Below are 20921 nucleotides of genomic sequence, written 5' to 3' on the forward strand. Positions count from 1 at the left end.
ATAGTATAGCACTAAATAGAAAATATGTCATAGTAAATATGTTAAAAAATGAGGTTTTAATATCAAAGTTTGGGAGGCTGACTTATAGCCTTTTCATGGTATAATCAAGTGAGTACATCTTTATGGAGGAAATATGAAGTTAAATATTCAAGAAATTCGTAAGCAACCTGAAGGCCTGCATTTTGAACAAGCTTTAGACCTTGCCGCAGACTTGCGTAAACGAAATCAAGAGATTTTAGATGTCAAAGATATCCTTGCTGTTGGGAAGGTGCAGTACGAAGACCGTCTGTATTTCTTAGACTATCAGTTGTCTTATACTATTGTTCTAGCTTCAAGTCGCAGTATGGAGCCAGTTGAGTTGGCAGAGTCTTATCCAGTGACAGAGGTTTTCATGGAAGGCGCAACCAACCAATTGGACCAAGAAGTTTTAGACGATGACTTGGTCCTGCCTATCGAAAATGGTGAAATCGACCTTGCTGAGAGCGTAGCAGATAATATCTTGCTCAATATTCCAATCAAGGTCTTGACGGCAGAAGAAGAGGCGGGCCAAGGTTTTGTGTCAGGGAATGACTGGCAAATCATGACTGAGGAAGAATACCAGGCCCAACAAGCAGTCAAGAAAGAAGAAAATAGTCCTTTTGCAGGTTTACAAGGACTATTTAATGGAGACGAGTAGATGGTTTTATCCAAGAAACGTGCCCGTCATGTCATAGAGGAAATTATTGCCCTTTTTCCAGATGCTAAGCCTAGTCTTGATTTTACCAATCATTTTGAACTCTTGGTTGCGGTGATGTTGTCAGCTCAGACGACAGATGCAGCGGTAAATAAGGCCACACCAGGTCTCTTCGCTGCCTTTCCGACACCACAAGCCATGTCTGTCGCGACTGAAAGTGAAATTGCTTCACACATTTCTCGTCTGGGACTGTATCGAAATAAGGCTAAATTCCTTAAAAAATGTGCTCAACAATTACTAGATGATTTTGATGGTCAAGTGCCTCAGACTCGAGAGGAATTAGAAAGTCTAGCTGGTGTTGGTCGCAAGACAGCAAATGTCGTCATGAGCGTGGGCTTTGGAATTCCAGCTTTTGCAGTGGACACCCATGTGGAGCGTATCTGTAAGCATCACGATATCGTTAAAAAATCAGCTACGCCACTTGAAGTAGAAAAACGTGTCATGGACGTTCTGCCACCAGAAGAATGGTTAGCAGCCCACCAGGCCATGATTTACTTTGGACGAGCTATCTGCCATCCCAAAAATCCAGAATGTGACCACTATCCCCAATTATATGATTTTAGTAATGTTTAAGGGGACTCTGAAAAAGTTTTTGCTTGATTTTAAGGGTGCTTTGTGCTATAGTAAATGATAACTAAATAGTCCTTTAAACCTGTCCCGTGAGGCAGGCAAGGAGCGCGATAAAGTAGAAGGGTGAAGTCTATACTGTTTACAGTTGGGCTCGCTTGACTATACATTTCAAGTCTCCTTGTAGAAGGAGACTTTTCTTTTTGGAGGTTTGTCATGAAGGCAAAAGAAGTTGTAGACGAATTGACCGTCAAACGCGCGATTACTCGAATCACTTACGAGATTATTGAGCGAAACAAAGATTTGAACAAAATCGTTTTGGCTGGTATTAAAACGCGAGGTGTCTTTATTGCTCGCCGTATCCAAGAACGCTTGGAACAGTTAGAATCTCTTTCAGTTCCAGTAGTAGAGCTGGACACCAAACCTTTCCGTGACGATGTTAAAAGTGGTGAAGATACTTCTTTAATCTCTGTTGATGTGACAGACCGGGAAGTCATCTTGGTGGACGATGTGCTCTATACAGGTCGTACCATTCGTGCAGCTATTGACAACGTCGTCAGCCATGGTCGCCCTGCTCGTGTGAGTTTAGCAGTTCTAGTGGATCGCGGACATAGAGAACTTCCAATCCGTCCAGACTATGTTGGGAAAAATATTCCAACTAGTCGCTCTGAAGAGATCATCGTAGAGATGGCAGAACTAGATGGACAAGATAGAGTTCTTATTACCGAAGAAGCCTAGATAGCAAAAAGGAGTTAACCATGTCAGAAAATCAACAAGCTTTGCAACATGTGGTCTCTATGGAAGACCTTACTGTAGATCAGGTCATGAAATTGATCAAACGAGGAATCGAATTTAAGAATGGAGAGCAGGCTTCCTATGAGGACCAGCATATCGTTTCCAACCTTTTCTTTGAAAGTTCGACTCGTACACATAAGTCCTTTGAAGTAGCAGAGATTAAGCTGGGACTGAATCTACTCGATTTCGATGTGAAGACAAGTTCAGTTAACAAGGGTGAAACACTCTATGACACAATCTTGACACTGTCTGCACTTGGAGTGGATGCCTGTGTTATCCGTCACCCAGAAGTCGACTACTACAGAGAGTTGATTGCCAGTCCAACCATTACGACTTCCATTATCAATGGCGGAGATGGTTCAGGGCAACATCCAAGTCAGAGCTTGCTTGATTTGATGACAATATATGAAGAATTTGGCCATTTTGAGGGGCTTAAGGTCGCTATCGCTGGGGATCTGGACCACTCACGTGTAGCCAAATCAAATATGCAAATTTTGAAACGTTTAGGCGCAGAGCTTTACTTTGCAGGTCCTGAGGAATGGAGAAGTCAGGAATTCGCAGACTATGGTCAGTTTGTAAGCATTGACGAGATTATTGATCAGGTGGATGTCATGATGTTCCTTCGCGTCCAGCATGAACGTCATGATAGTGGAGTGGTCTTTTCAAAAGAAGGCTACCATGCGCAACATGGTTTGACGCAAGAGCGTTATGATCGCTTGAAAGAAAAAGCAATTCTCATGCACCCTGCCCCAGTCAACCGTGATGTCGAAATCGCAGACCATTTAGTTGAAGCGCCAAAATCACGCATTGTCCAACAAATGACCAATGGTGTATTTGTCAGAATGGCAATCTTAGAATCTGTTCTGGCATACAGAAAAGCAAAATAAACACAAGACGTTAAAAGACGCCTGAGAGCGTCCACGAGAGGTGACTATATGACAAAACGACTTCTAGTATTAGAAGATGGCACAGTTTTTGAAGGCAAGGCCTTCGGAGCAGATATTGATGTAACAGGTGAAATCGTCTTTAATACAGGGATGACCGGCTATCAAGAATCCATTACAGACCAGTCTTATAATGGACAAATCTTGACTTTCACATACCCGTTGGTAGGAAACTATGGGATTAACCGTGATGACTACGAATCCATCAGTCCTACCTGTAAGGGAGTAGTAGTTTTTGAAGAAGCGCGTAGAGCCAGCAACTGGCGCAATCAAATGACCTTGGACGAATTCTTGAAAGCTAAGAAAATCCCTGGTATCTCAGGAATTGATACTCGTGCGCTTACAAAGATTATCCGTAAGCATGGTACTATGAGGGCAACCCTTACGCATGTTGGTGATACCATGGACCATATCGCAGACCAGCTCCAAGCAACAGTCTTGCCGACAGATAATATCAAGCAAGTCTCTACTAAGACAGCTTATCCTGCTCCTGGAGTTGGATTGAGTGTCGTTCTGGTAGACTTTGGTCTCAAACATTCCATTTTACGCGAACTTTCGAAACGGAACTGTAACGTGACCGTGGTTCCATACACAACTACAGCAGAAGAAATTCTCCATCTCAACCCTGACGGCGTCATGTTGTCAAACGGTCCAGGAAACCCAGAAGATGTTCCCCAGGCCATCGATATGATTCGTGGTGTGCAAGGGAAGATTCCAATCTTTGGTATCTGTATGGGTCACCAACTTTTTGCCATGGCAAATGGTGCCAAGACCTATAAGATGAAATTTGGTCACCGTGGATTTAACCACGCGGTCCGTGAAATCGCAACAGGACGAGTAGACTTTACTAGCCAGAACCATGGTTATGCAGTTAGCCGTGAGGACTTGCCAGAGCATTTGATTATTACCCACGAAGAAATCAATGACAAGTCAGTTGAAGGTGTGCGTCACAGATACCAACCAGGTTTCTCTGTACAATTCCACCCAGACGCAGCTCCTGGGCCACACGACGCTAGCTACCTCTTTGACGAGTTTATCGAGATGATGGAAGCTTTTAAACAAGCCAACTAAGAACAAGTAAGACTCGTCGGAGAATTTATGGAATTGAACACGGACGGAAAGCTCGGAATTTAGAGAAACCAAGGAAGAATTTCTATCCTTGGTTTCCAAAATTCAGTCACTTTCTTATCGTCCTTTGTATCTTATTTAATGTCGCTCTGTGAGGCGGCGAATAGAAAGGCAGGTCGTTTCTTTTAGTCGCTATTGGGCGAACTAAAAACTCCCTGCACTAGTTTTTTTATCGAAAATAATCGTTTCTCTAAAAAATCGTCGGAGAATTTATTTAATGTCGCTCTGTGAGGCGACGAATAGAAAGGAGAAGGGCAATCCGTATTTGCTGAACTGAATACGGGCTACGGACATTGCTAAAAAGATAGTTATTCCTAGAACTGACAGTTCTTCGTCATAACTCCTATTTTAGCTTTGTCCGCTTGACGCCCTTAATATCTTATAAATGCCTAAACGTACTGATATTCAAAAAATTATGGTGATTGGTTCTGGTCCGATTATTATTGGTCAGGCTGCTGAGTTTGACTATGCTGGAACCCAGGCCTGCTTGTCTTTGAAAGAAGAAGGGTATGAGGTTGTCTTGGTAAACTCGAACCCTGCAACCATCATGACGGATAAAGAAATTGCAGACAAAGTCTACATCGAACCGATTACACTTGAGTTTGTGACGCGTATTCTCCGTAAGGAACTTCCAGATGCCTTGCTCCCAACTCTCGGTGGTCAGACAGGTCTCAATATGGCCATGGAATTGTCTAAAAATGGTATTTTAGATGAACTTGGTGTTGAACTTCTGGGTACTAAACTATCTGCTATTGACCAAGCTGAGGACCGTGACCTCTTTAAACAATTGATGGAAGAGCTTGAGCAACCCATCCCTGAATCTGAAATTGTCAACACAGTAGAAGAAGCAGTTACCTTTGCAGCGACAATTGGCTACCCAGTCATCGTTCGTCCAGCCTTTACCCTAGGTGGTACTGGTGGTGGTATGTGTGCCAACGAGGAAGAATTGCGTGAAATCGCTGAAAATGGTTTGAAACTGTCACCTGTTACCCAATGTTTGATTGAGCGTTCCATTGCAGGTTTCAAGGAAATCGAGTACGAAGTTATGCGTGACTCGGCTGACAATGCCCTAGTTGTTTGTAACATGGAAAACTTTGACCCAGTTGGGATTCACACAGGGGACTCCATTGTATTTGCCCCTGCGCAAACCATGTCAGACTATGAAAACCAAATGCTTCGAGATGCCAGCTTGAGCATCATTCGTGCCCTCAAGATTGAAGGTGGATGTAATGTTCAGCTAGCCCTTGATCCCCATAGCTTCAAGTACTATGTTATCGAAGTAAACCCTCGTGTATCGCGTTCGTCAGCCCTTGCTTCTAAGGCGACAGGTTATCCGATTGCTAAATTGGCAGCTAAGATTGCCGTCGGTTTGACCTTGGATGAGGTCATCAACCCAGTTACAGGATCAACCTATGCCATGTTTGAGCCAGCCCTCGACTATGTGGTTGCTAAGATTCCTCGTTTCCCATTCGACAAGTTTGAAAAAGGGGAACGTCGTCTTGGTACCCAGATGAAGGCAACTGGAGAAGTTATGGCCATCGGTCGAAACATCGAGGAATCTCTCCTTAAAGCTTGTCGCTCTCTAGAAATTGGTGTCCATCACAATGAAATGCCTGAGCTTGCAACGGTTTCAGATGATGCCTTGATTGAAAAGGTTGTCAAAGCCCAAGATGACCGTCTCTTCTACGTTTCAGAAGCCATTCGCCGTGGTTACACACCAGAAGAAATTGCTGAGTTGACCAAGATTGATATCTTCTACCTTGACAAACTCTTGCATATCTTTGAAATCGAGCAGGAATTGGGTGCTCATCCACAAGATCTAGAAGTCTTGAAAACAGCTAAACTCAATGGTTTCTCAGACCGTAAGATTGCTGAACTCTGGAAAACAACAGCTGACCAAGTTCGTCAACTTCGCTTGGAAAACAAGATTGTCCCAGTCTACAAGATGGTCGATACTTGTGCGGCAGAGTTCGACTCTGAAACCCCATATTTTTATTCAACCTATGGATGGGAAAATGAATCTATCAAGTCTGATAAGGAATCCGTCCTAGTCCTAGGTTCAGGTCCAATCCGTATCGGGCAAGGGGTTGAGTTTGACTACGCAACTGTTCACTCTGTTAAGGCTATTCAGGCTGCTGGCTATGAAGCTATTATCATGAACTCAAACCCAGAGACCGTTTCTACAGACTTCTCGGTATCTGACAAGCTCTACTTTGAACCATTAACTTTCGAAGATGTGATGAATGTTATCGACTTGGAGCAACCAAAAGGCGTTATCGTTCAGTTTGGTGGTCAAACAGCTATCAACCTTGCGGAGCCATTGGCAAAAGCAGGTGTGACCATCCTTGGTACGCAAGTCGCTGACCTAGACCGTGCCGAAGACCGTGACCTCTTCGAGCAAGCCCTTAAAGACTTGGATATTCCACAGCCACCTGGTCAAACAGCAACTAATGAAGAAGAAGCTGTGCTTGCAGCTCGCAAAATTGGTTTCCCAGTTCTCGTTCGTCCTTCTTATGTCTTGGGTGGACGCGCTATGGAAATCGTGGAAAATGAGGAAGACCTCCGTTCTTACATGCGTACCGCTGTTAAGGCTAGTCCAGATCACCCTGTTCTTGTTGACTCTTACATCGTTGGTCAGGAGTGTGAAGTTGATGCCATCTCAGACGGGGAAAATGTCCTCATCCCTGGTATCATGGAGCATATCGAACGTGCCGGTGTCCACTCAGGTGACTCCATGGCCGTTTACCCACCACAAACCTTGTCTCAAAAGGTGCAGGAAACCATCGCAGACTATACAAAACGTCTAGCAATTGGTCTTAACTGTCTTGGTATGATGAACATCCAGTTTGTTATCAAGGATGAAAAAGTCTACGTTATTGAGGTTAATCCACGTGCCAGCCGTACGGTTCCATTCCTTTCAAAAGTAACCAATATCCCTATGGCTCAAGTAGCGACCAAGCTCATTCTTGGTCAAAACCTTGGAGAACTTGGTTATCAAGATGGTCTTTACCCTGAAAGCACTCGTGTTCATATCAAGGCTCCAGTCTTCTCCTTCACCAAGTTAGCTAAGGTAGATAGCTTACTTGGTCCTGAAATGAAGTCAACAGGGGAAGTCATGGGCTCTGATGCTACTCTAGAAAAAGCTCTCTATAAAGCCTTTGAAGCTTCTTACCTCCATTTGCCAACCTTTGGGAATGTGGTCTTTACCATTGCTGATGATTCCAAAGATGAAGCCTTGGACTTGGCTCGTCGTTTCCAAAATATCGGCTACGGTATCCTCGCGACAGAAGGGACAGCAGCCTTCTTTGCCAGTTATGGACTCGAAGCCCAACCTGTTGGTAAGATTGGTGATGATGAACAGGATATCCCAAGCTTTGTCCGCAAAGGGAAAATCCAAGCGATCATCAATACTGTCGGAACCAAGCGAACTGCTGACGAAGATGGTGAGCAAATCCGCCGTTCAGCCATTGAACACGGTGTGCCACTCTTTACAGCACTAGACACAGCAAATGCCATGCTCAAGGTGCTAGAAAGTCGTAGTTTTGTCACAGAAGCAATTTAACTAAGAAAAAAGAGAAGACTCCAAGTCTTCTCTTTTTTGATGGGAGCATAAAAATAATAAGGAATTTCTTGACAAAGACAATAAAGGGGTTTACAATGTTCTAAAAGAAGCAAGGAGGACCTAAAGATGATTATTTCAACTACGGGGATTGAAGGAAAGAAAATCCTAGAATACAAAGGAATAGTCTTTGGCGAAGTGGTTGCTGGGGTTAATATGTTCAAAGATATGGCGGCTGGTTTCCGTAATATTTTTGGCGGTCGTGCTAGTAGTTATGAAGGCGAATTAACCCAAGCGAGAGAAGAAGCTCTAGCAGAAATGATGGCGCGTGCAAGTGAACGTGGCGCAAATGCTATCATTGGGGTTAAGATGGACTATGAAACCTTAGGTGCTGAGAATGGTATGCTGATGGTTACCTGTAGCGGAACAGCAGTGGTGCTTGAGCCCTGATTTGAAGAAAGAAAAAAGAACAGATGAAACTGTTCTTTTTATTCTTATTTGAGACCGTATTTTTTGTTGAAACGATCCACGCGTCCATCTGCTTGAGTGAACTTTTGACGTCCAGTGTAGAATGGGTGTGAGTCTGATGAAATTTCCACACGGATCAATGGGTAGGTTTCGCCTTCGAACTCAACAGTTTCGTTAGAGCGTTTTGTTGAACCGCTAAGGAATTTGTAACCAGTAGTTGTGTCCATGAAGACAACTGGGCGATATTCTGGATGGATATCTTTTTTCATTTTCAATATTTCCTTTCTGCCATGGTCTCTTTGCGAGCCATAGATTGTTACCTTACTAGTCTATCAGATTCTGGTAAGTTTGGCAAGTCTTTTCCCTGATTTTATTAAAAATATCGATAAAAATCACCCCAGTTTTTACTGAGGTGATAGGGAGAAGAATTATTGGTCCGCCTGACTTGGATCTTTTTGTTCTTCTTTCTCTTCATTTTTAAATTCAGTTGATTCTTCTTCAGCTGTTTCTTTTACTGTTTCACTTTCTTCAACAGTCTTATTTTCAGTAGTTTCTTCTTCAGCTAGTTCAGTTTCAACTGGTTCTTCTTTAACAGGTTCTTCATTTTCAGTTTCAGCTTTGACATGAGCTGGTTCTGTAGCTTCTTCTTTTTGCTCGGTTTCCTCTTTAACTGTCTCTGTTTTTTCAGCTGTAGCTTCTTCTTTTTTATGTTCTTGAGATTCTTTTTTGATTTCCTCAACTGCAGTTTTTACGGTAGTACTTGTTACGCGTCCGACTGTTTGAGCAAAATCTTTTCCTGATTCAGCTAATTCAGCTAATGAGTCTTTTGTGATTTTACCACCTGACATTGCCAAGAGACCAGTCACTACAAGGGCAATACTAGCAAGAAGGGAAAGAATCAAACCAAAACCGATTGAAACGCCGTATCCACCAATATGAGTTACATACTTGTTTATGCTGAATAAATTAACAAGAGTGACGAGGGTAGAAATTGCACCTGCAACAATGACACCAATGGCAAAACCTTTAGGCATTGGTTTATTGACATTATTCAAGCATGTCAGAACAATAGAGACGATAGCCGCGATGATAACAAACCAGCCATCTCCGTTAAAACCGTGCACACTATAGGAGCCAAAAGCACCTGCATTTAAACTAGCCCAGGGTAAGAGTGAACCTAGAATGGCTACTCCAGCAGAAATAAGAATAAACAAACGATTTTTTTCCATAATAAATCTCCTTTTCTTTGGTTTATTATACCATAAAGTGAGTGACAAAGAAACCGTATATTTTCAAGAAAAAAGAATGGGAAAAGGCTAAGAATGAATCTTAGCCTTGATTTGTTCTTGCGACTTCTTGAAGCTTCCCGTATATTTGTTCATTTTCCTCTAAACTATAAGAATTGGCTCCACTTGCTAACGGATGGCCGCCACCGTCATGTTCTTTGGCGACCTGATTGATTGGATGGATTTTACTACGTAAACGAACGCGGTAATGTCCGTCAGCTTGCTCGACAAAAATCCCCCAGAGACTGACGCTGTCGATTCTTCCTGGTGCACCGACAATCGCTGCGGTTTCAGCGTCAGTAACATTATACTCTTTCAAGATTTCTTGACTGAGAAGAACGCGAGCAGCTCCGTTTTCATCAACTTCTAAGTGATCATAAACATACCCTTGCAATTTTGCAATCTTGAAGCTCATGGTATCCATCTTGCGTGTCAAACTAGCAAAGTCAAAGTTATACTCTCTCAAGGAAGAAGCGATACGAAGCGTACGCGCAGAAGTTGAAGGATAGAGGAAGCGACCAGTATCACCAATGATTCCGGCAGTTAAAAGATAAGCTGCGTTATCTGATAGTTCAAGATTGTTTTCTTCGGCAAAAATAGCGATCATCTCACTCGCGCTGCTTGAACTTGTATCCACCCAAGATAGGTCACCATAGATATCATCATTTGGATGGTGATCGATTTTGATGGTGAAAGCAGCTTGTTCGTAGCGTTTATCATCGATACGAGCAGTATTGGCTGTATCGCAGACAATGACAAGAGCTCCTTGGTAGTCACTATCTTGAACAGTATCCATTTCTGCCATCCAGGTTAGAGTTGGTTCGTTATAACCGACTGCTTTAATGGTCTTTTCTGGAAAATGGTGTATGAGAAGAGCTTTCAAGCCCACTTGACTCCCTAAGGCATCAGGGTCTGGTTTCATATGACGATGAATGATAATGGTATCGTATTCTTTGATTTTCTCTAAAATTTGCTGGCAAATTTCCATAAATAACCTCAATTCTTTCTCATTTCATTGTAGCACAAGAATTTTTATTTTTAAAATGAAAAAGATATGATATAATGGAGAAAGATAAATTGAGGAGGACGATATGGCATTAGCAAAAATTGTATTTGCCAGTATGACCGGTAATACCGAAGAGATTGCAGATATTGTAGCAGATAAATTGCGTGACTTGGGCTTGGATGTCGATGTTGATGAATGTACGACTGTTGACGCTTCAGACTTCTTGGAAGCGGATATCGCAATCGTTGCGACCTATACTTATGGCGATGGAGAATTGCCGGATGAGATGATGGACTTCTACGAAGACCTAGCTGATCTCAACTTGAATGGTAAAATCTACGGAGTTGTTGGTTCAGGTGACACCTTCTACGACGAATTCTGTAAGGCTGTCGATGACTTTGATCGTGTTTTTGTAGCGACAGGAGCTGAAAAAGGTTCAGAGTGCGTTAAAGTAGACCTTTCTGCCGAAGAAGAAGATATTGAACGCTTGGAACAATTCGCAGAAGAATTGGCTGCAAAAGTAGGATAAGAAACAAACTGCGCTGACTGGAAGGAGTCAGTGCAGTTTTTAGTAGTTAAACTAGATTTTACTAGCCTATTTGGTGGCTTTTTGATACAATAATTCAAATAAAGGAGGAGACACTATGGATTTAGCTAGTATTCGGCAAGAAATTGATCAAATCGACGACCAAATCGTTAATCTCTTGGAAGAACGAATGCATTTGGTTGAGGGTGTAGTTGCCTATAAGAAAGCATCTGGTAAGCCAATCTTAGATACTAAGAGAGAAGAAGTTATTTTTGATAAAGTCAGAAATCGAGTAGAAGATAAGCGCTATCAGGAGACCATTGTTGCGACTTTTTCAGATATTCTCAAACGTTCGCGTGATTATCAGGATCAAAACATCAAATGAAAAAAGAACAATTTTATCCGCTAGGGATTTTTCTAGCTGCAATGGTGGGTGGACTTGTCCGCTATCTAGTTTCCACTTGGTTACCAGCTAGTCCAGAATTTCCTTGGGGCACCCTCCTTGTTAACTATCTGGGCATTATCTGCCTGGTCTATCTGGTGAAAGGCTATCTGGTCTATAAGGGAACTAGTAAAGGCTTGGTTTTAGCACTGGGGACAGGATTTTGTGGTGGCTTGACAACTTTTTCTAGCCTAATGCTTGATGCAGTAAAACTGCTCGATACCGGGCATTATCTTAGTTTAGGCATCTACTTATTTTTGAGCATTGGTGGAGGTCTGCTCTTGGCTTATATTCTAGGGAGGAAGAAATGGTAGTCGTTTATCTTGCAATCGCCTGTGGCTTCGGAGCCCTAGTGCGGTATTTCTTTTCTCGCTATAATCAAGCTTCAAAATTGCCCCTAGGAACTCTCATAGCCAATCTTCTAGGATGTTTTTTAATTGGTCTACTCTACAATCATGTGGAGTCCAAGGAAGTCTATGCTATCCTCGCGACAGGTTTTTGTGGTGGGTTGACGACCTTTTCAACCTTGAATGACGAGCTGCAAAGGCTGTTAAGCGACAAGAAGGTATTTTATAGCTATTTTCTCTTAACTTATATAGGCGGTTTTCTAGCGATTTTTTTAGGAATTCTGCTATAAATTTCTTTACTTTTAGGTGGAAATTTGGTAAACTGTATCTTGTGTGTAATGGACGCACAAAAATACAGTTTATCCGCTGAGGAAAGTTCCTCAAGATTGACAAAGATAGGAGAATAAAATGAATCCATTAATCCAAAGCTTGACTGAAGGTCAACTTCGTACAGATATCCCATCATTCCGTCCTGGTGACACTGTTCGTGTACACGCGAAAGTTGTCGAAGGTAACCGTGAACGTGTTCAGATCTTTGAAGGTGTTGTTATCGCACGTAAAGGTGCTGGCATCTCAGAAAACTACACAGTTCGTAAAATCTCTAACGGTGTAGGTGTTGAGCGTATCTTCCCAATCCACACTCCACGTGTTGAAAAGATCGAAGTTGTTCGTTACGGTAAAGTACGTCGTGCGAAATTGTACTACTTGCGTGCACTTCAAGGTAAGGCAGCTCGTATCAAAGAAATCCGTCGTTAATTCGACTAAAAAACTCTGCTTACCCAGCAGGGTTTTTCTCTAGCTCCCTTAGTTCAATGGATATAACAACTCCCTCCTAAGGAGTAGTTGCAGGTTCGATTCCTGCAGGGGGCATATAAACTATTGATTTTTTATGTAGAAATCACTCAAGTTAAAATAGAAATCTAAAAGCGTGAGACCACGCTTTTTTGTTTGTGATGAATGATGGAAGTGGGAGAATTTGAATATAATTATATATAGTAAAAGATTTTAAGTAATTGCTTATAATTATTTGATTTTTTAGGAAGGAAAGAGTAAAATTTAGTTGATATGATAACTAGTTAGGAGATTGACTATGAACGGTTTAGTTTTAGGATTGGATATTGGTATTGCATCTGAAGGAGTGGGAATTCTAGAAAAAAATTCTGGAAAGATTATTCATGCGAATTCACGACTTTTTCCAGCTGCAACAGCTGATAATAATGTTGAGAGAAGAAAAAATAGACAGGCTAGACGATTAAATCGTCGGAAAAAACACCGTGGTGTTCGCTTTCAAGATTTATTTGAAGACTATGGTTTGTTAACTGATTTTTCTAAGGTATCCATTAATCTTAATCCATATCGACTTCGTGTAGATGGCTTGAATCAGCAACTAACGAATGAAGAGCTGTTCATAGCTTTAAAGAACATTGTTAAGAGACGTGGTATTAGCTATTTAGATGATGCTTCTGAGGATGGGGGTGCAGTATCTTCAGATTATGGCAAGGCCGTTGAGGAAAATAGAAAATTACTTGCTGAACAAACACCAGGTCAAATCCAACTAGAGCGTTTTGAAAAATATGGTCAGGTAAGAGGAGATTTTACTGTTGTGGAAAATGGTGAAAAACTCCGATTGATCAATGTTTTTTCAACATCTGCATATAAAAAAGAAGCTGAAAGAATTTTAAGAAAACAGCAAGAATTTAATAATCAGATTACGGATGAATTTATAGAGGATTATCTAAAAATCCTTACAGGTAAAAGAAAATACTATCATGGACCAGGTAATGAAAAATCACGGACGGATTATGGACGTTTTCGAACAGATGGTACTACCTTAGATAATATTTTTGGTATTTTAATCGGTAAATGTACATTTTATCCTGAGGAATACAGAGCCTCTAAAGCTTCCTATACTGCTCAAGAGTTTAACTTACTAAATGATTTAAATAATTTAACAGTTCCTACAGAAACGAAGAAACTTAGTGAGGAACAAAAGAAAGTTATTGTTGAATATGCTAAGGAAGCTAAAACCTTAGGAGCCTCAACCTTATTGAAGTACATTGCTAAAATGATTGATGCTTCAGTAGATCAGATACGTGGTTATCGAGTTGATGTAAACAATAAACCTGAAATGCATACTTTTGAAGTATATCGAAAAATGCAATCGTTAGAAACAATTTCAGTTGGGGAATTGTCTAGAAATGTTCTAGATGAGCTTGCCCATATTTTAACTCTAAATACTGAACGAGAAGGTATGGAAGAAGCGATTAACACAAAGTTAAAGGATTCTTTTAGTCAAGATCAAGTACTTGAATTGGTTCAATTTAGAAAAAATAATAGCAGTCTATTTAGTAAGGGATGGCATAATTTTTCTCTTAAACTCATGATGGAATTGATACCAGAACTCTATGAAACTTCAGAAGAGCAAATGACAATTCTAACACGATTGGGGAAACAAAAATCTAAAGAAACATCAAAAAGAACCAAGTATATTGATGAAAAAGAATTAACAGAAGAAATTTATAACCCTGTAGTAGCAAAATCTGTCAGACAAGCTATAAAAATAATCAACGAAGCAACTAAAAAACATGGTATCTTTGATAATATCGTTATCGAAATGGCGCGTGAAAATAACGAAGAAGACGCTAAGAAAGATTATATAAAACGTCAAAAGGCAAACCAAGATGAGAAAAATGCAGCTATGGAAAAAGCGGCGTTTCAATACAATGGGAAAAAAGAGCTGCCGGATAACATTTTTCATGGGCATAAGGAATTAGCTACTAAGATTCGTTTATGGCATCAACAGGGAGAAAAGTGTCTCTATACTGGGAAGACCATTCCAATTTCAGATTTAATTTACAATCAGTACAAGTACGAAATTGACCATATTTTACCTCTTTCTTTATCGTTTGATGATAGTCTATCTAATAAGGTATTGGCTCTAGCTACAGCAAACCAGGAGAAGGGCCAGCGAACACCGTTTCAGGCTTTAGACAGTATGGATGATGCCTGGTCCTACCGTGAGTTTAAATCATATGTAAAAGATTTAAAATCGCTAAGTAATAAAAAGAAAGATTATCTTTTGACAGAAGAAGACATTAGTAAAATTGAAGTAAAACAGAAATTTATCGAACGAAACTTGGTTGACACTCGATATTCCTCTCGCGTTGTTTTAAATGCCTTACAAGATTTTTATAAGAGCCATCAATTTGATACAACTATTTCGGTGGTACGTGGACAATTTACTTCTCAGCTAAGAAGAAAGTGGGGGCTTGAAAAGTCTCGTGAAACCTACCATCATCATGCTGTGGATGCCTTAATTATTGCCGCTTCTAGTCAATTAAGATTATGGAAAAAACAGAATAATCCTCTGATTACTTATAAAGAAGGACAGTTTGTTGATTCACAGACTGGAGAAATTATTTCGTTAACTGATGATGAATATAAAGAGTTAGTGTTTAAAGCGCCTTATGACCATTTTGTTGATACATTAAGTAGCAAGACATTTGAGGATAGTATTCTATTTTCTTATCAAGTAGATTCAAAATTTAATCGAAAAATTTCAGATGCTACAATTTATGCAACAAGAAAAGCAAAGTTGGATAAAGAGAAAAAAGAATACACTTATACTTTGGGAAAAATTAAAGATATCTATTCTTTAGGGACTAAAACCCCTTCTAAAACTGGGTTCTATAAGTTTTTAGATTTATACAATAAGGATAAATCCCAATTCTTAATGTTTCAGAAAGATAGAAAAACTTGGGATGAAGTAATCGAGAAGATAATGGAACAATATCGACCATTTAAAGAATACGATAAAACTGGAAAATTAGTCGATTTTAATCCATTTGAGAAATATAGACAAGAAAATGAACCAATCCGTAAGTACAGTAAAAAAGGCAATGGTCCAGAAATTAAAAGTCTGAAATATTACGATATTTTATTAGGTAAACACAAAAATATAACTCCTGAAGGGAGTCGAAATACTGTAGCTTTGTTATCTTTAAATCCTTGGAGAACAGATGTGTATTACAATATGGAAACTAAAAAATATGAATTTTTAGGATTAAAGTATGCAGATTTGCCTTTTGAAGAAGGTGGTGCTTATGGTATTTCTACAGAGACGTATAATGAATTAAGAGAGAAAGAGGGAATTGGTAAAAATTCTGAATTTAAGTTTACTCTATATAAAAATGATTTAATTTTAATCAAAGATACTGAAACGAATTGTCAACAAATTTTTAGATTTTGGTCTCGTACTGGGAAAGATAATCCAAAAAGTTTTGAAAAACATAAAATAGAATTGAAACCTTATGAAAAAGCAAGATTTGAGAAAGGTGAAGAACTGGAGGTATTAGGAAAGGTGCCACCTTCCTCTAATCAATTACAAAAAAATATGCAGATAGAAAATCTTTCTATTTACAAAGTAAAAACAGATGTTTTGGGTAATAAACATTTTATCAAAAAAGAGGGTGACAAACCAAAACTCAAATTTTAAAATATTTTTAAAAAAGAGTTGCAAACGCTTGTACAATGTATTATAATAGTAACTGTAAGGGACGCCTTGCACAGTTACTTAAATCTTGCAGAAGCTACAAAGATAAGGCTTCATGCCGAATTCAACACCCTGTCATTTATGGCGGGGTGTTTTCGTTTTGTGAAAGAGGGAAATACGATGACTTGGAGAATTGTGCATGTCTGTCAGAGTGAAAAAATGCAATTGAAGTTGGATAACCTTTTAATTAAGAAAATGGGTCAAGACTATGTTATTCCACTGAGTGATATTTCGATAATTGTAGCAGAAGGAGGGGAGACTGTTGTAACTTTAAGGTTATTAAGTGCTTTAAGTAAGTACAATATTGCCTTGATTGTCTGTGATAATGAGCACTTGCCTACTGGAATTTATCATTCTCAAAATGGCCATTTTAGGGCCTATAAAAAATTACAGGAGCAATTATTGTGGACGCAGGAGCAAAAAGATAAATTATGGCAAATAGTAACCTATTTCAAAATAAACAATCAGCAAGATGTTCTTGCAATGTTTGAGAAAAATATTGATTGCATTCAATTATTAGCAGACTATAAAGATCATATTGAATATGGAGATAAAACCAATCGTGAAGGCCATGCTGCAAAAGTCTATTTTAACGAACTCTTTGGAAAAAAATTCGTACGTCTTACACAACAGGAAACGGATGTCATCAATGCTGGCCTAAATTATGGTTATGCAATCATGAGAGCGCAGATGGCACGTATTATTTCTGGATATGGGTTAAATCCCTTAATAGGAATTTTTCATAAGAATGAATATAACCAATTTAACCTGGTTGATGATCTAATGGAACCTTTTCGGCAGATTATCGATGTCTGGGTCTATCAAAATTTACGAGATGAAGAGTATTTGAAATATGAATTTCGTCTTGCGTTGACGGATACACTAAATGCGAAGATTCGTTATGGGAAAGAAACGTGTTCTGTAACGGTAGCAATGGATAAATATGTCAAAGGTTTTCTAAAATGTATCTCTGATAAGGATACTAGTAAATTTTACTGTCCGGTGGTTTCGAGTGTAGAATGGAGTTAAAGAAATGAGGTATGAAGCATTGAGATTATTGTGTTTTTTTGATTTACCAATGGAAACTAATCAAGAAAAAAGGGTCTATCGTAACTTTCGGAAAGATTTAATTGCCAATGGTTTTGAAATGTTGCAGTTTTCTGTTTATTATCGAACCTGTCCTAATCGAAGTTTTGCAAGTAAATTCTATAAAAAATTAAGTCAGAGTAATTTACCAAGTGGGAATGTCCGTTTACTTGCAGTAACAGAGAAACAATTTTCTGAAATGGTTTTAATAATTGGTGGAAAAACAAAGCAAGAAGAAGTAGTCAGTGATAATAAGTTGGTAGTTATATGAAAATGAACATTAGTCATCCATACAAGGATAAAATTTCATTAAGTTTTGGCCAATTTACTCAAATTGTAGGTCAAGATCAGCAATTAAAATATTATATTTGGCAGATACTATTATGGTATTTTGGAGGAAAAAAATATAGTGAGGAAGATTTAGTTCTATTTGAACAAAATGAGCCTAAAATACTAATAGACGATATAATGGTTTCCCGGTCAGAATTCAGTGTTATTCAAGTGTCCAATATCAATGATTTAATTGAACAAATGGAATATAAAAAAGGAACAGTAGCCTATGATTATATAAAGAAAAAGATTAATTCTATAGAGATAATGGAGCAAATTGAAAATATCAATGACAATCTAGATAGGATTTCACTTCTATTGAATCAGAAGTTGAATCTTCAAATAGATGATATTGTCTATCATACTGAAGCAAAATATTTTAATACGGATCAATTAATTCAAAAAAATTTTTTACCATACTTTGGGGAAAATGATAAAAATATATCCTTTGAATTTGTAGACAATAAGACAAAGTTTTTATTATTTCTTTCCATGTTAGAAGTCATGGCGACGAACAGTTCTGAAAAATTTTTACTTGTCTTACGAAATTTGGATGATTTTCTATCCTATAGTGATTTTGTTGAATGTTGTGAGAAAATGGAATTTCTTACTAATCATAATGATTCGTTATATATTGTTTTGTTTCCTTCAAATGAGGGTTATCTTCATGTCACGAAAGAAGTTTTAGAGGAAATCAATATTGTTTCCGATTATGTTGATCATTTTTATTCGCTAGAATTCATGTATAATCGCTTTACCAATCAGTATCCAATAAATCAAATACCTGATGAACAAGAATTTTTAACGTCTTTAAGAAAAATTGGATCCTATTTATTTAGCTCGGACATTCTCCACATGAGTCTATCTGTAGAAGATCAAGTGGCATTAAAAATTTTGAATAATTTGTATCAGTATGAAATGAAAACAAAATTCCGTATTGAATCAATCAATCCAATGTTATTGAAATATTTGGAAGAATAGTATTGACGAGTGGAATTTAAGAATTTATAATATTTTTGAGGGGAGCAAAAATCAAAATTGACGAATTTGAGGTTTTTGTACTCTCAAGATTTAAGTAACTGTACAACAATGATGCGCAAATTAAGGACGTATTAGGAGTTTTTGTACTCTCAAGATTTAAGTAACTGTACAACTCTTCCTGGAAAATGTACTGCGCATTTTTTGTTTTTGTACTCTCAAGATTTAAGTAACTGTACAACACATTTCTTAACAATATTGATCTGAGTGTTGTTTTTGTACTCTCAAGATTTAAGTAACTGTACAACGATAGCGAATATCACAAGCAGAAGAAAAAAGTTTTTGTACTCTCAAGATTTAAGTAACTGTACAACAGTCTTGATAAGATATCGAATGATGATAAAGTTTTTGTACTCTCAAGATTTAAGTAACTGTACAACTTGTACCCCTTTTTTGATAAAATAGGTACAAGTTTTTGTACTCTCAAGATTTAAGTAACTGTACAACATTATAGGTCGAACGTCGTTGAAAATGTTCGTTTTTGTACTCTCAAGATTTAAGTAACTGTACAACCTAAACAAGCCAAGTCACTTGCGCCTTGTTGTTTTTGTACTCTCAAGATTTAAGTAACTGTACAACATGTACCTACTATGAAATCTTCACGGAAGAGTTTTTGTACTCTCAAGATTTAAGTAACTGTACAACCGATTTAGAAATGAATGTCGTTCGAAGATGGTTTTTGTACTCTCAAGATTTAAGTAACTGTACAACGAAGGTTTCAAGGACAGCGCTGGGCGTAACTGTTTTTGTACTCTCAAGATTTAAGTAACTGTACAACTCCATGGTCTTCGGATTATTCGTCCGAAAAGTTTTTGTACTCTCAAGATTTAAGTAACTGTACAACAATAGACCTTAAAGTAGTACTCCTTTTAAGGTTTTTGTACTCTCAAGATTTAAGTAACTGTACAACTTAACAACCAAGTCTTTAGCATCGCCAAATGTTTTTGTACTCTCAAGATTTAAGTAACTGTACAACCAACAACTTGCAACGGAGATATAGATATAGGTTTTTGTACTCTCAAGATTTAAGTAACTGTACAACGATGAATAAGCAGGAATTGATTGAACGGATGTTTTTGTACTCTCAAGATTTAAGTAACTGTACAACTCTCTAAAACGTCCAATTTGGATGGTTTTAGTTTTTGTACTCTCAAGATTTAAGTAACTGTACAACGACATGGTGCGTTTGCTGGTAATGATGGTCGTTTTTGTACTCTCAAGATTTAAGTAACTGTACAACTACCTAATACATTACCGACTGCAATATCCAGTTTTTGTACTCTCAAGATTTAAGTAACTGTACAACAAACGTTTAGACAAATTGATAAGCGACTGGGTTTTTGTACTCTCAAGATTTAAGTAACTGTACAACAGCCAGTTGTCTACCTAAACAAACAGAAAGGTTTTTGTACTCTCAAGATTTAAGTAACTGTACAACCTAGAAAGGAATATTATGAACAACGCAGCGGTTTTTGTACTCTCAAGATTTAAGTAACTGTACAACGGTAAAAGAAGATCCTAATTATATTGTAAGGTTTTTGTACTCTCAAGATTTAAGTAACTGTACAACTTGATAAAGTTAAACCAGCTCTTCGTTATAGTTTTTGTACTCTCAAGATTTAAGTAACTGTACAACTTTGGTATTGCTTTGACAGCAACGGATATAGTTTTTGTACTCTCAAGATTTAAGTAACTGTACAACTTATAATTCAGTTCATGGGTCAGATTGTTTGTTTTTGTACTCTCAAGATTTAAGTAACTGTACAACCAGCTACAAAAGCAACATCTAATCTAGCGAGTTTTTGTACTCTCAAGATTTAAGTAACTGTACAACTCTAATTCTTTCTTTAAATTCTTTAATTCAGTTTTTGTACTCTCAAGATTTAAGTAACTGTACAACAGGAATTTAGTGATGTAACAGGTTCCTACAGTTTTTGTACTCTCAAGATTTAAGTAACTGTACAACCAGATGATGCATTCAACTTCTTAGCTGAGAGTTTTTGTACTCTCAAGATTTAAGTAACTGTACAACCGCCTTTTACGTCATTACCAAGAATAGATTGTTTTTGTACTCTCAAGATTTAAGTAACTGTACAACAAATCGGAAAGAAAGC

The 20921-nt window shown here is 38.4% G+C and carries 19 protein-coding genes, 1 tRNA gene and 1 CRISPR repeat array (1 of these 21 cut by a window edge); of the genes, 17 read left to right on the forward strand and 3 right to left on the reverse strand.

Annotated elements, in window-relative coordinates; translation table 11 throughout:
• Nucleotides 1–133 precede the first annotated feature (133 nt).
• The 7 genes from HMPREF8571_RS05935 (at nucleotide 134) to HMPREF8571_RS05965 (ending at nucleotide 8176) form a co-directional block, all read left to right on the forward strand.
• Nucleotides 134–676, forward strand: coding sequence for a YceD family protein (locus HMPREF8571_RS05935; protein WP_000773192.1), 543 nt, complete (start codon nucleotides 134–136; stop codon nucleotides 674–676).
• A complete protein-coding gene (gene nth, locus HMPREF8571_RS05940; RefSeq protein WP_000244437.1) occupies nucleotides 677–1306 on the forward strand; it encodes an endonuclease III in 630 nt (209 codons plus the stop codon).
• A 210-nt stretch (nucleotides 1307–1516) separates the two neighbouring features.
• Complete coding sequence (pyrR, locus tag HMPREF8571_RS05945; protein ID WP_000644748.1) at nucleotides 1517–2038, forward strand: bifunctional pyr operon transcriptional regulator/uracil phosphoribosyltransferase PyrR; 522 nt, start codon at nucleotides 1517–1519, stop codon at nucleotides 2036–2038.
• A gap of 20 nt (nucleotides 2039–2058) precedes the next feature.
• Nucleotides 2059–2982, forward strand: coding sequence for an aspartate carbamoyltransferase catalytic subunit (locus tag HMPREF8571_RS05950; protein WP_001293857.1), 924 nt, complete (start codon nucleotides 2059–2061; stop codon nucleotides 2980–2982).
• A 48-nt stretch (nucleotides 2983–3030) separates the two neighbouring features.
• Entirely contained in the window at nucleotides 3031–4110 is a 1080-nt protein-coding gene (locus tag HMPREF8571_RS05955; protein WP_000166857.1) for a carbamoyl phosphate synthase small subunit, read from the forward strand.
• A gap of 442 nt (nucleotides 4111–4552) precedes the next feature.
• Complete coding sequence (gene carB / locus HMPREF8571_RS05960) at nucleotides 4553–7729, forward strand: carbamoyl-phosphate synthase large subunit (RefSeq protein WP_004240005.1); 3177 nt, start codon at nucleotides 4553–4555, stop codon at nucleotides 7727–7729.
• A 126-nt stretch (nucleotides 7730–7855) separates the two neighbouring features.
• Nucleotides 7856–8176 carry a heavy metal-binding domain-containing protein gene (locus tag HMPREF8571_RS05965; RefSeq protein WP_000587312.1) on the forward strand — a complete coding sequence of 107 codons (321 nt, stop codon included), beginning with the start codon at nucleotides 7856–7858 and terminating at the stop codon, nucleotides 8174–8176.
• A gap of 44 nt (nucleotides 8177–8220) precedes the next feature.
• Here HMPREF8571_RS05965 and HMPREF8571_RS05970 read toward each other — a convergent pair whose 3' ends face one another.
• The 3 genes from HMPREF8571_RS05970 to HMPREF8571_RS05980 form a co-directional block, all read right to left on the reverse strand.
• Nucleotides 8221–8463 carry a type B 50S ribosomal protein L31 gene (locus tag HMPREF8571_RS05970; protein WP_000710762.1) on the reverse strand — a complete coding sequence of 81 codons (243 nt, stop codon included), beginning with the start codon at nucleotides 8461–8463 and terminating at the stop codon, nucleotides 8221–8223.
• A 159-nt stretch (nucleotides 8464–8622) separates the two neighbouring features.
• Nucleotides 8623–9423, reverse strand: a complete 801-nt coding sequence (locus tag HMPREF8571_RS05975) for an MFS transporter (RefSeq protein ID WP_000414492.1) — start codon at nucleotides 9421–9423, stop codon at nucleotides 8623–8625.
• 100 nt (nucleotides 9424–9523) lie between these two features.
• Nucleotides 9524–10468 (reverse strand): DHH family phosphoesterase, encoded by a 945-nt coding sequence (locus HMPREF8571_RS05980; protein ID WP_000401784.1) that lies wholly within the window; start codon nucleotides 10466–10468, stop codon nucleotides 9524–9526.
• A 103-nt stretch (nucleotides 10469–10571) separates the two neighbouring features.
• Between HMPREF8571_RS05980 and HMPREF8571_RS05985 the strand changes: the two genes are divergently transcribed.
• The 10 genes from HMPREF8571_RS05985 to csn2-St all read left to right on the forward strand — a co-directional run bounded on the left by HMPREF8571_RS05985 (nucleotide 10572) and on the right by csn2-St (nucleotide 18750).
• On the forward strand, nucleotides 10572–11015 hold the full coding sequence (locus tag HMPREF8571_RS05985; RefSeq protein ID WP_001162125.1) for a flavodoxin: 444 nt from the start codon (nucleotides 10572–10574) through the stop codon (nucleotides 11013–11015).
• 115 nt (nucleotides 11016–11130) lie between these two features.
• Complete coding sequence (locus HMPREF8571_RS05990) at nucleotides 11131–11397, forward strand: chorismate mutase (protein ID WP_000362354.1); 267 nt, start codon at nucleotides 11131–11133, stop codon at nucleotides 11395–11397.
• Complete coding sequence (crcB, locus tag HMPREF8571_RS05995) at nucleotides 11394–11768, forward strand: fluoride efflux transporter CrcB (protein ID WP_000712118.1); 375 nt, start codon at nucleotides 11394–11396, stop codon at nucleotides 11766–11768. Before HMPREF8571_RS05990 ends, crcB (HMPREF8571_RS05995) begins: the two co-directional genes overlap by 4 nt.
• The gene (gene crcB / locus HMPREF8571_RS06000) at nucleotides 11762–12091 is read left to right on the forward strand and encodes a fluoride efflux transporter CrcB (protein WP_000261959.1); all 330 of its coding nucleotides are present in this window, start codon (nucleotides 11762–11764) and stop codon (nucleotides 12089–12091) included. The genes crcB (HMPREF8571_RS05995) and crcB (HMPREF8571_RS06000) overlap by 7 nt, the downstream gene beginning before the upstream one ends.
• Nucleotides 12092–12209: 118 nt before the next feature.
• Nucleotides 12210–12557, forward strand: a complete 348-nt coding sequence (gene rplS, locus HMPREF8571_RS06005; protein ID WP_001068670.1) for a 50S ribosomal protein L19 — start codon at nucleotides 12210–12212, stop codon at nucleotides 12555–12557.
• Nucleotides 12558–12599: 42 nt separating this feature from the next.
• Nucleotides 12600–12671: transfer RNA gene (locus tag HMPREF8571_RS06010), tRNA-Arg, on the forward strand.
• Nucleotides 12672–12891: 220 nt separating this feature from the next.
• On the forward strand, nucleotides 12892–16296 hold the full coding sequence (gene cas9, locus HMPREF8571_RS06015) for a type II CRISPR RNA-guided endonuclease Cas9 (RefSeq protein ID WP_001013908.1): 3405 nt from the start codon (nucleotides 12892–12894) through the stop codon (nucleotides 16294–16296).
• A 177-nt stretch (nucleotides 16297–16473) separates the two neighbouring features.
• Entirely contained in the window at nucleotides 16474–17382 is a 909-nt protein-coding gene (gene cas1 / locus HMPREF8571_RS06020) for a type II CRISPR-associated endonuclease Cas1 (RefSeq protein WP_000220251.1), read from the forward strand.
• Between the two features lie 4 nt (nucleotides 17383–17386).
• Nucleotides 17387–17710 (forward strand): CRISPR-associated endonuclease Cas2, encoded by a 324-nt coding sequence (cas2, locus tag HMPREF8571_RS06025; protein WP_001268300.1) that lies wholly within the window; start codon nucleotides 17387–17389, stop codon nucleotides 17708–17710.
• Nucleotides 17707–18750: a CRISPR-associated protein Csn2-St gene (gene csn2-St / locus HMPREF8571_RS06030; RefSeq protein WP_000783365.1), complete on the forward strand. Its 1044-nt coding sequence runs from the start codon at nucleotides 17707–17709 to the stop codon at nucleotides 18748–18750. The genes cas2 and csn2-St overlap by 4 nt, the downstream gene beginning before the upstream one ends.
• 71 nt (nucleotides 18751–18821) lie before the next feature.
• Nucleotides 18822–20921: direct repeats of the CRISPR family, unit length 36 nt; unit sequence GTTTTTGTACTCTCAAGATTTAAGTAACTGTACAAC (it continues 1039 nt past the right edge of the window).

Origin of the sequence: Streptococcus mitis ATCC 6249 (assembly GCF_000146585.1) — a bacterium.
Taxonomy (GTDB): Bacteria; Bacillota; Bacilli; order Lactobacillales; family Streptococcaceae; genus Streptococcus; species Streptococcus mitis_AZ.

Excerpts from the sequence above, each read along its gene's own strand:
- HMPREF8571_RS05935 (WP_000773192.1), top strand. The coding sequence starts at position 134 with ATGAAGTTAAATATTCAAGAAATTCGTAAGCAACCTGAAGGCCTGCAT.
- nth (WP_000244437.1), top strand. The coding sequence starts at position 677 with ATGGTTTTATCCAAGAAACGTGCCCGTCATGTCATAGAGGAAATTATT.
- pyrR (WP_000644748.1), top strand. The coding sequence starts at position 1,517 with ATGAAGGCAAAAGAAGTTGTAGACGAATTGACCGTCAAACGCGCGATT.
- HMPREF8571_RS05950 (WP_001293857.1), top strand. The coding sequence starts at position 2,059 with ATGTCAGAAAATCAACAAGCTTTGCAACATGTGGTCTCTATGGAAGAC.
- HMPREF8571_RS05955 (WP_000166857.1), top strand. The coding sequence starts at position 3,031 with ATGACAAAACGACTTCTAGTATTAGAAGATGGCACAGTTTTTGAAGGC.
- carB (WP_004240005.1), top strand. The coding sequence starts at position 4,553 with ATGCCTAAACGTACTGATATTCAAAAAATTATGGTGATTGGTTCTGGT.
- HMPREF8571_RS05965 (WP_000587312.1), top strand. The coding sequence starts at position 7,856 with ATGATTATTTCAACTACGGGGATTGAAGGAAAGAAAATCCTAGAATAC.
- HMPREF8571_RS05970 (WP_000710762.1), bottom strand. The coding sequence starts at position 8,463 with ATGAAAAAAGATATCCATCCAGAATATCGCCCAGTTGTCTTCATGGAC.
- HMPREF8571_RS05975 (WP_000414492.1), bottom strand. The coding sequence starts at position 9,423 with ATGGAAAAAAATCGTTTGTTTATTCTTATTTCTGCTGGAGTAGCCATT.
- HMPREF8571_RS05980 (WP_000401784.1), bottom strand. The coding sequence starts at position 10,468 with ATGGAAATTTGCCAGCAAATTTTAGAGAAAATCAAAGAATACGATACC.
- HMPREF8571_RS05985 (WP_001162125.1), top strand. The coding sequence starts at position 10,572 with ATGGCATTAGCAAAAATTGTATTTGCCAGTATGACCGGTAATACCGAA.
- HMPREF8571_RS05990 (WP_000362354.1), top strand. The coding sequence starts at position 11,131 with ATGGATTTAGCTAGTATTCGGCAAGAAATTGATCAAATCGACGACCAA.
- crcB (WP_000712118.1), top strand. The coding sequence starts at position 11,394 with ATGAAAAAAGAACAATTTTATCCGCTAGGGATTTTTCTAGCTGCAATG.
- crcB (WP_000261959.1), top strand. The coding sequence starts at position 11,762 with ATGGTAGTCGTTTATCTTGCAATCGCCTGTGGCTTCGGAGCCCTAGTG.
- rplS (WP_001068670.1), top strand. The coding sequence starts at position 12,210 with ATGAATCCATTAATCCAAAGCTTGACTGAAGGTCAACTTCGTACAGAT.
- cas9 (WP_001013908.1), top strand. The coding sequence starts at position 12,892 with ATGAACGGTTTAGTTTTAGGATTGGATATTGGTATTGCATCTGAAGGA.
- cas1 (WP_000220251.1), top strand. The coding sequence starts at position 16,474 with ATGACTTGGAGAATTGTGCATGTCTGTCAGAGTGAAAAAATGCAATTG.
- cas2 (WP_001268300.1), top strand. The coding sequence starts at position 17,387 with ATGAGGTATGAAGCATTGAGATTATTGTGTTTTTTTGATTTACCAATG.
- csn2-St (WP_000783365.1), top strand. The coding sequence starts at position 17,707 with ATGAAAATGAACATTAGTCATCCATACAAGGATAAAATTTCATTAAGT.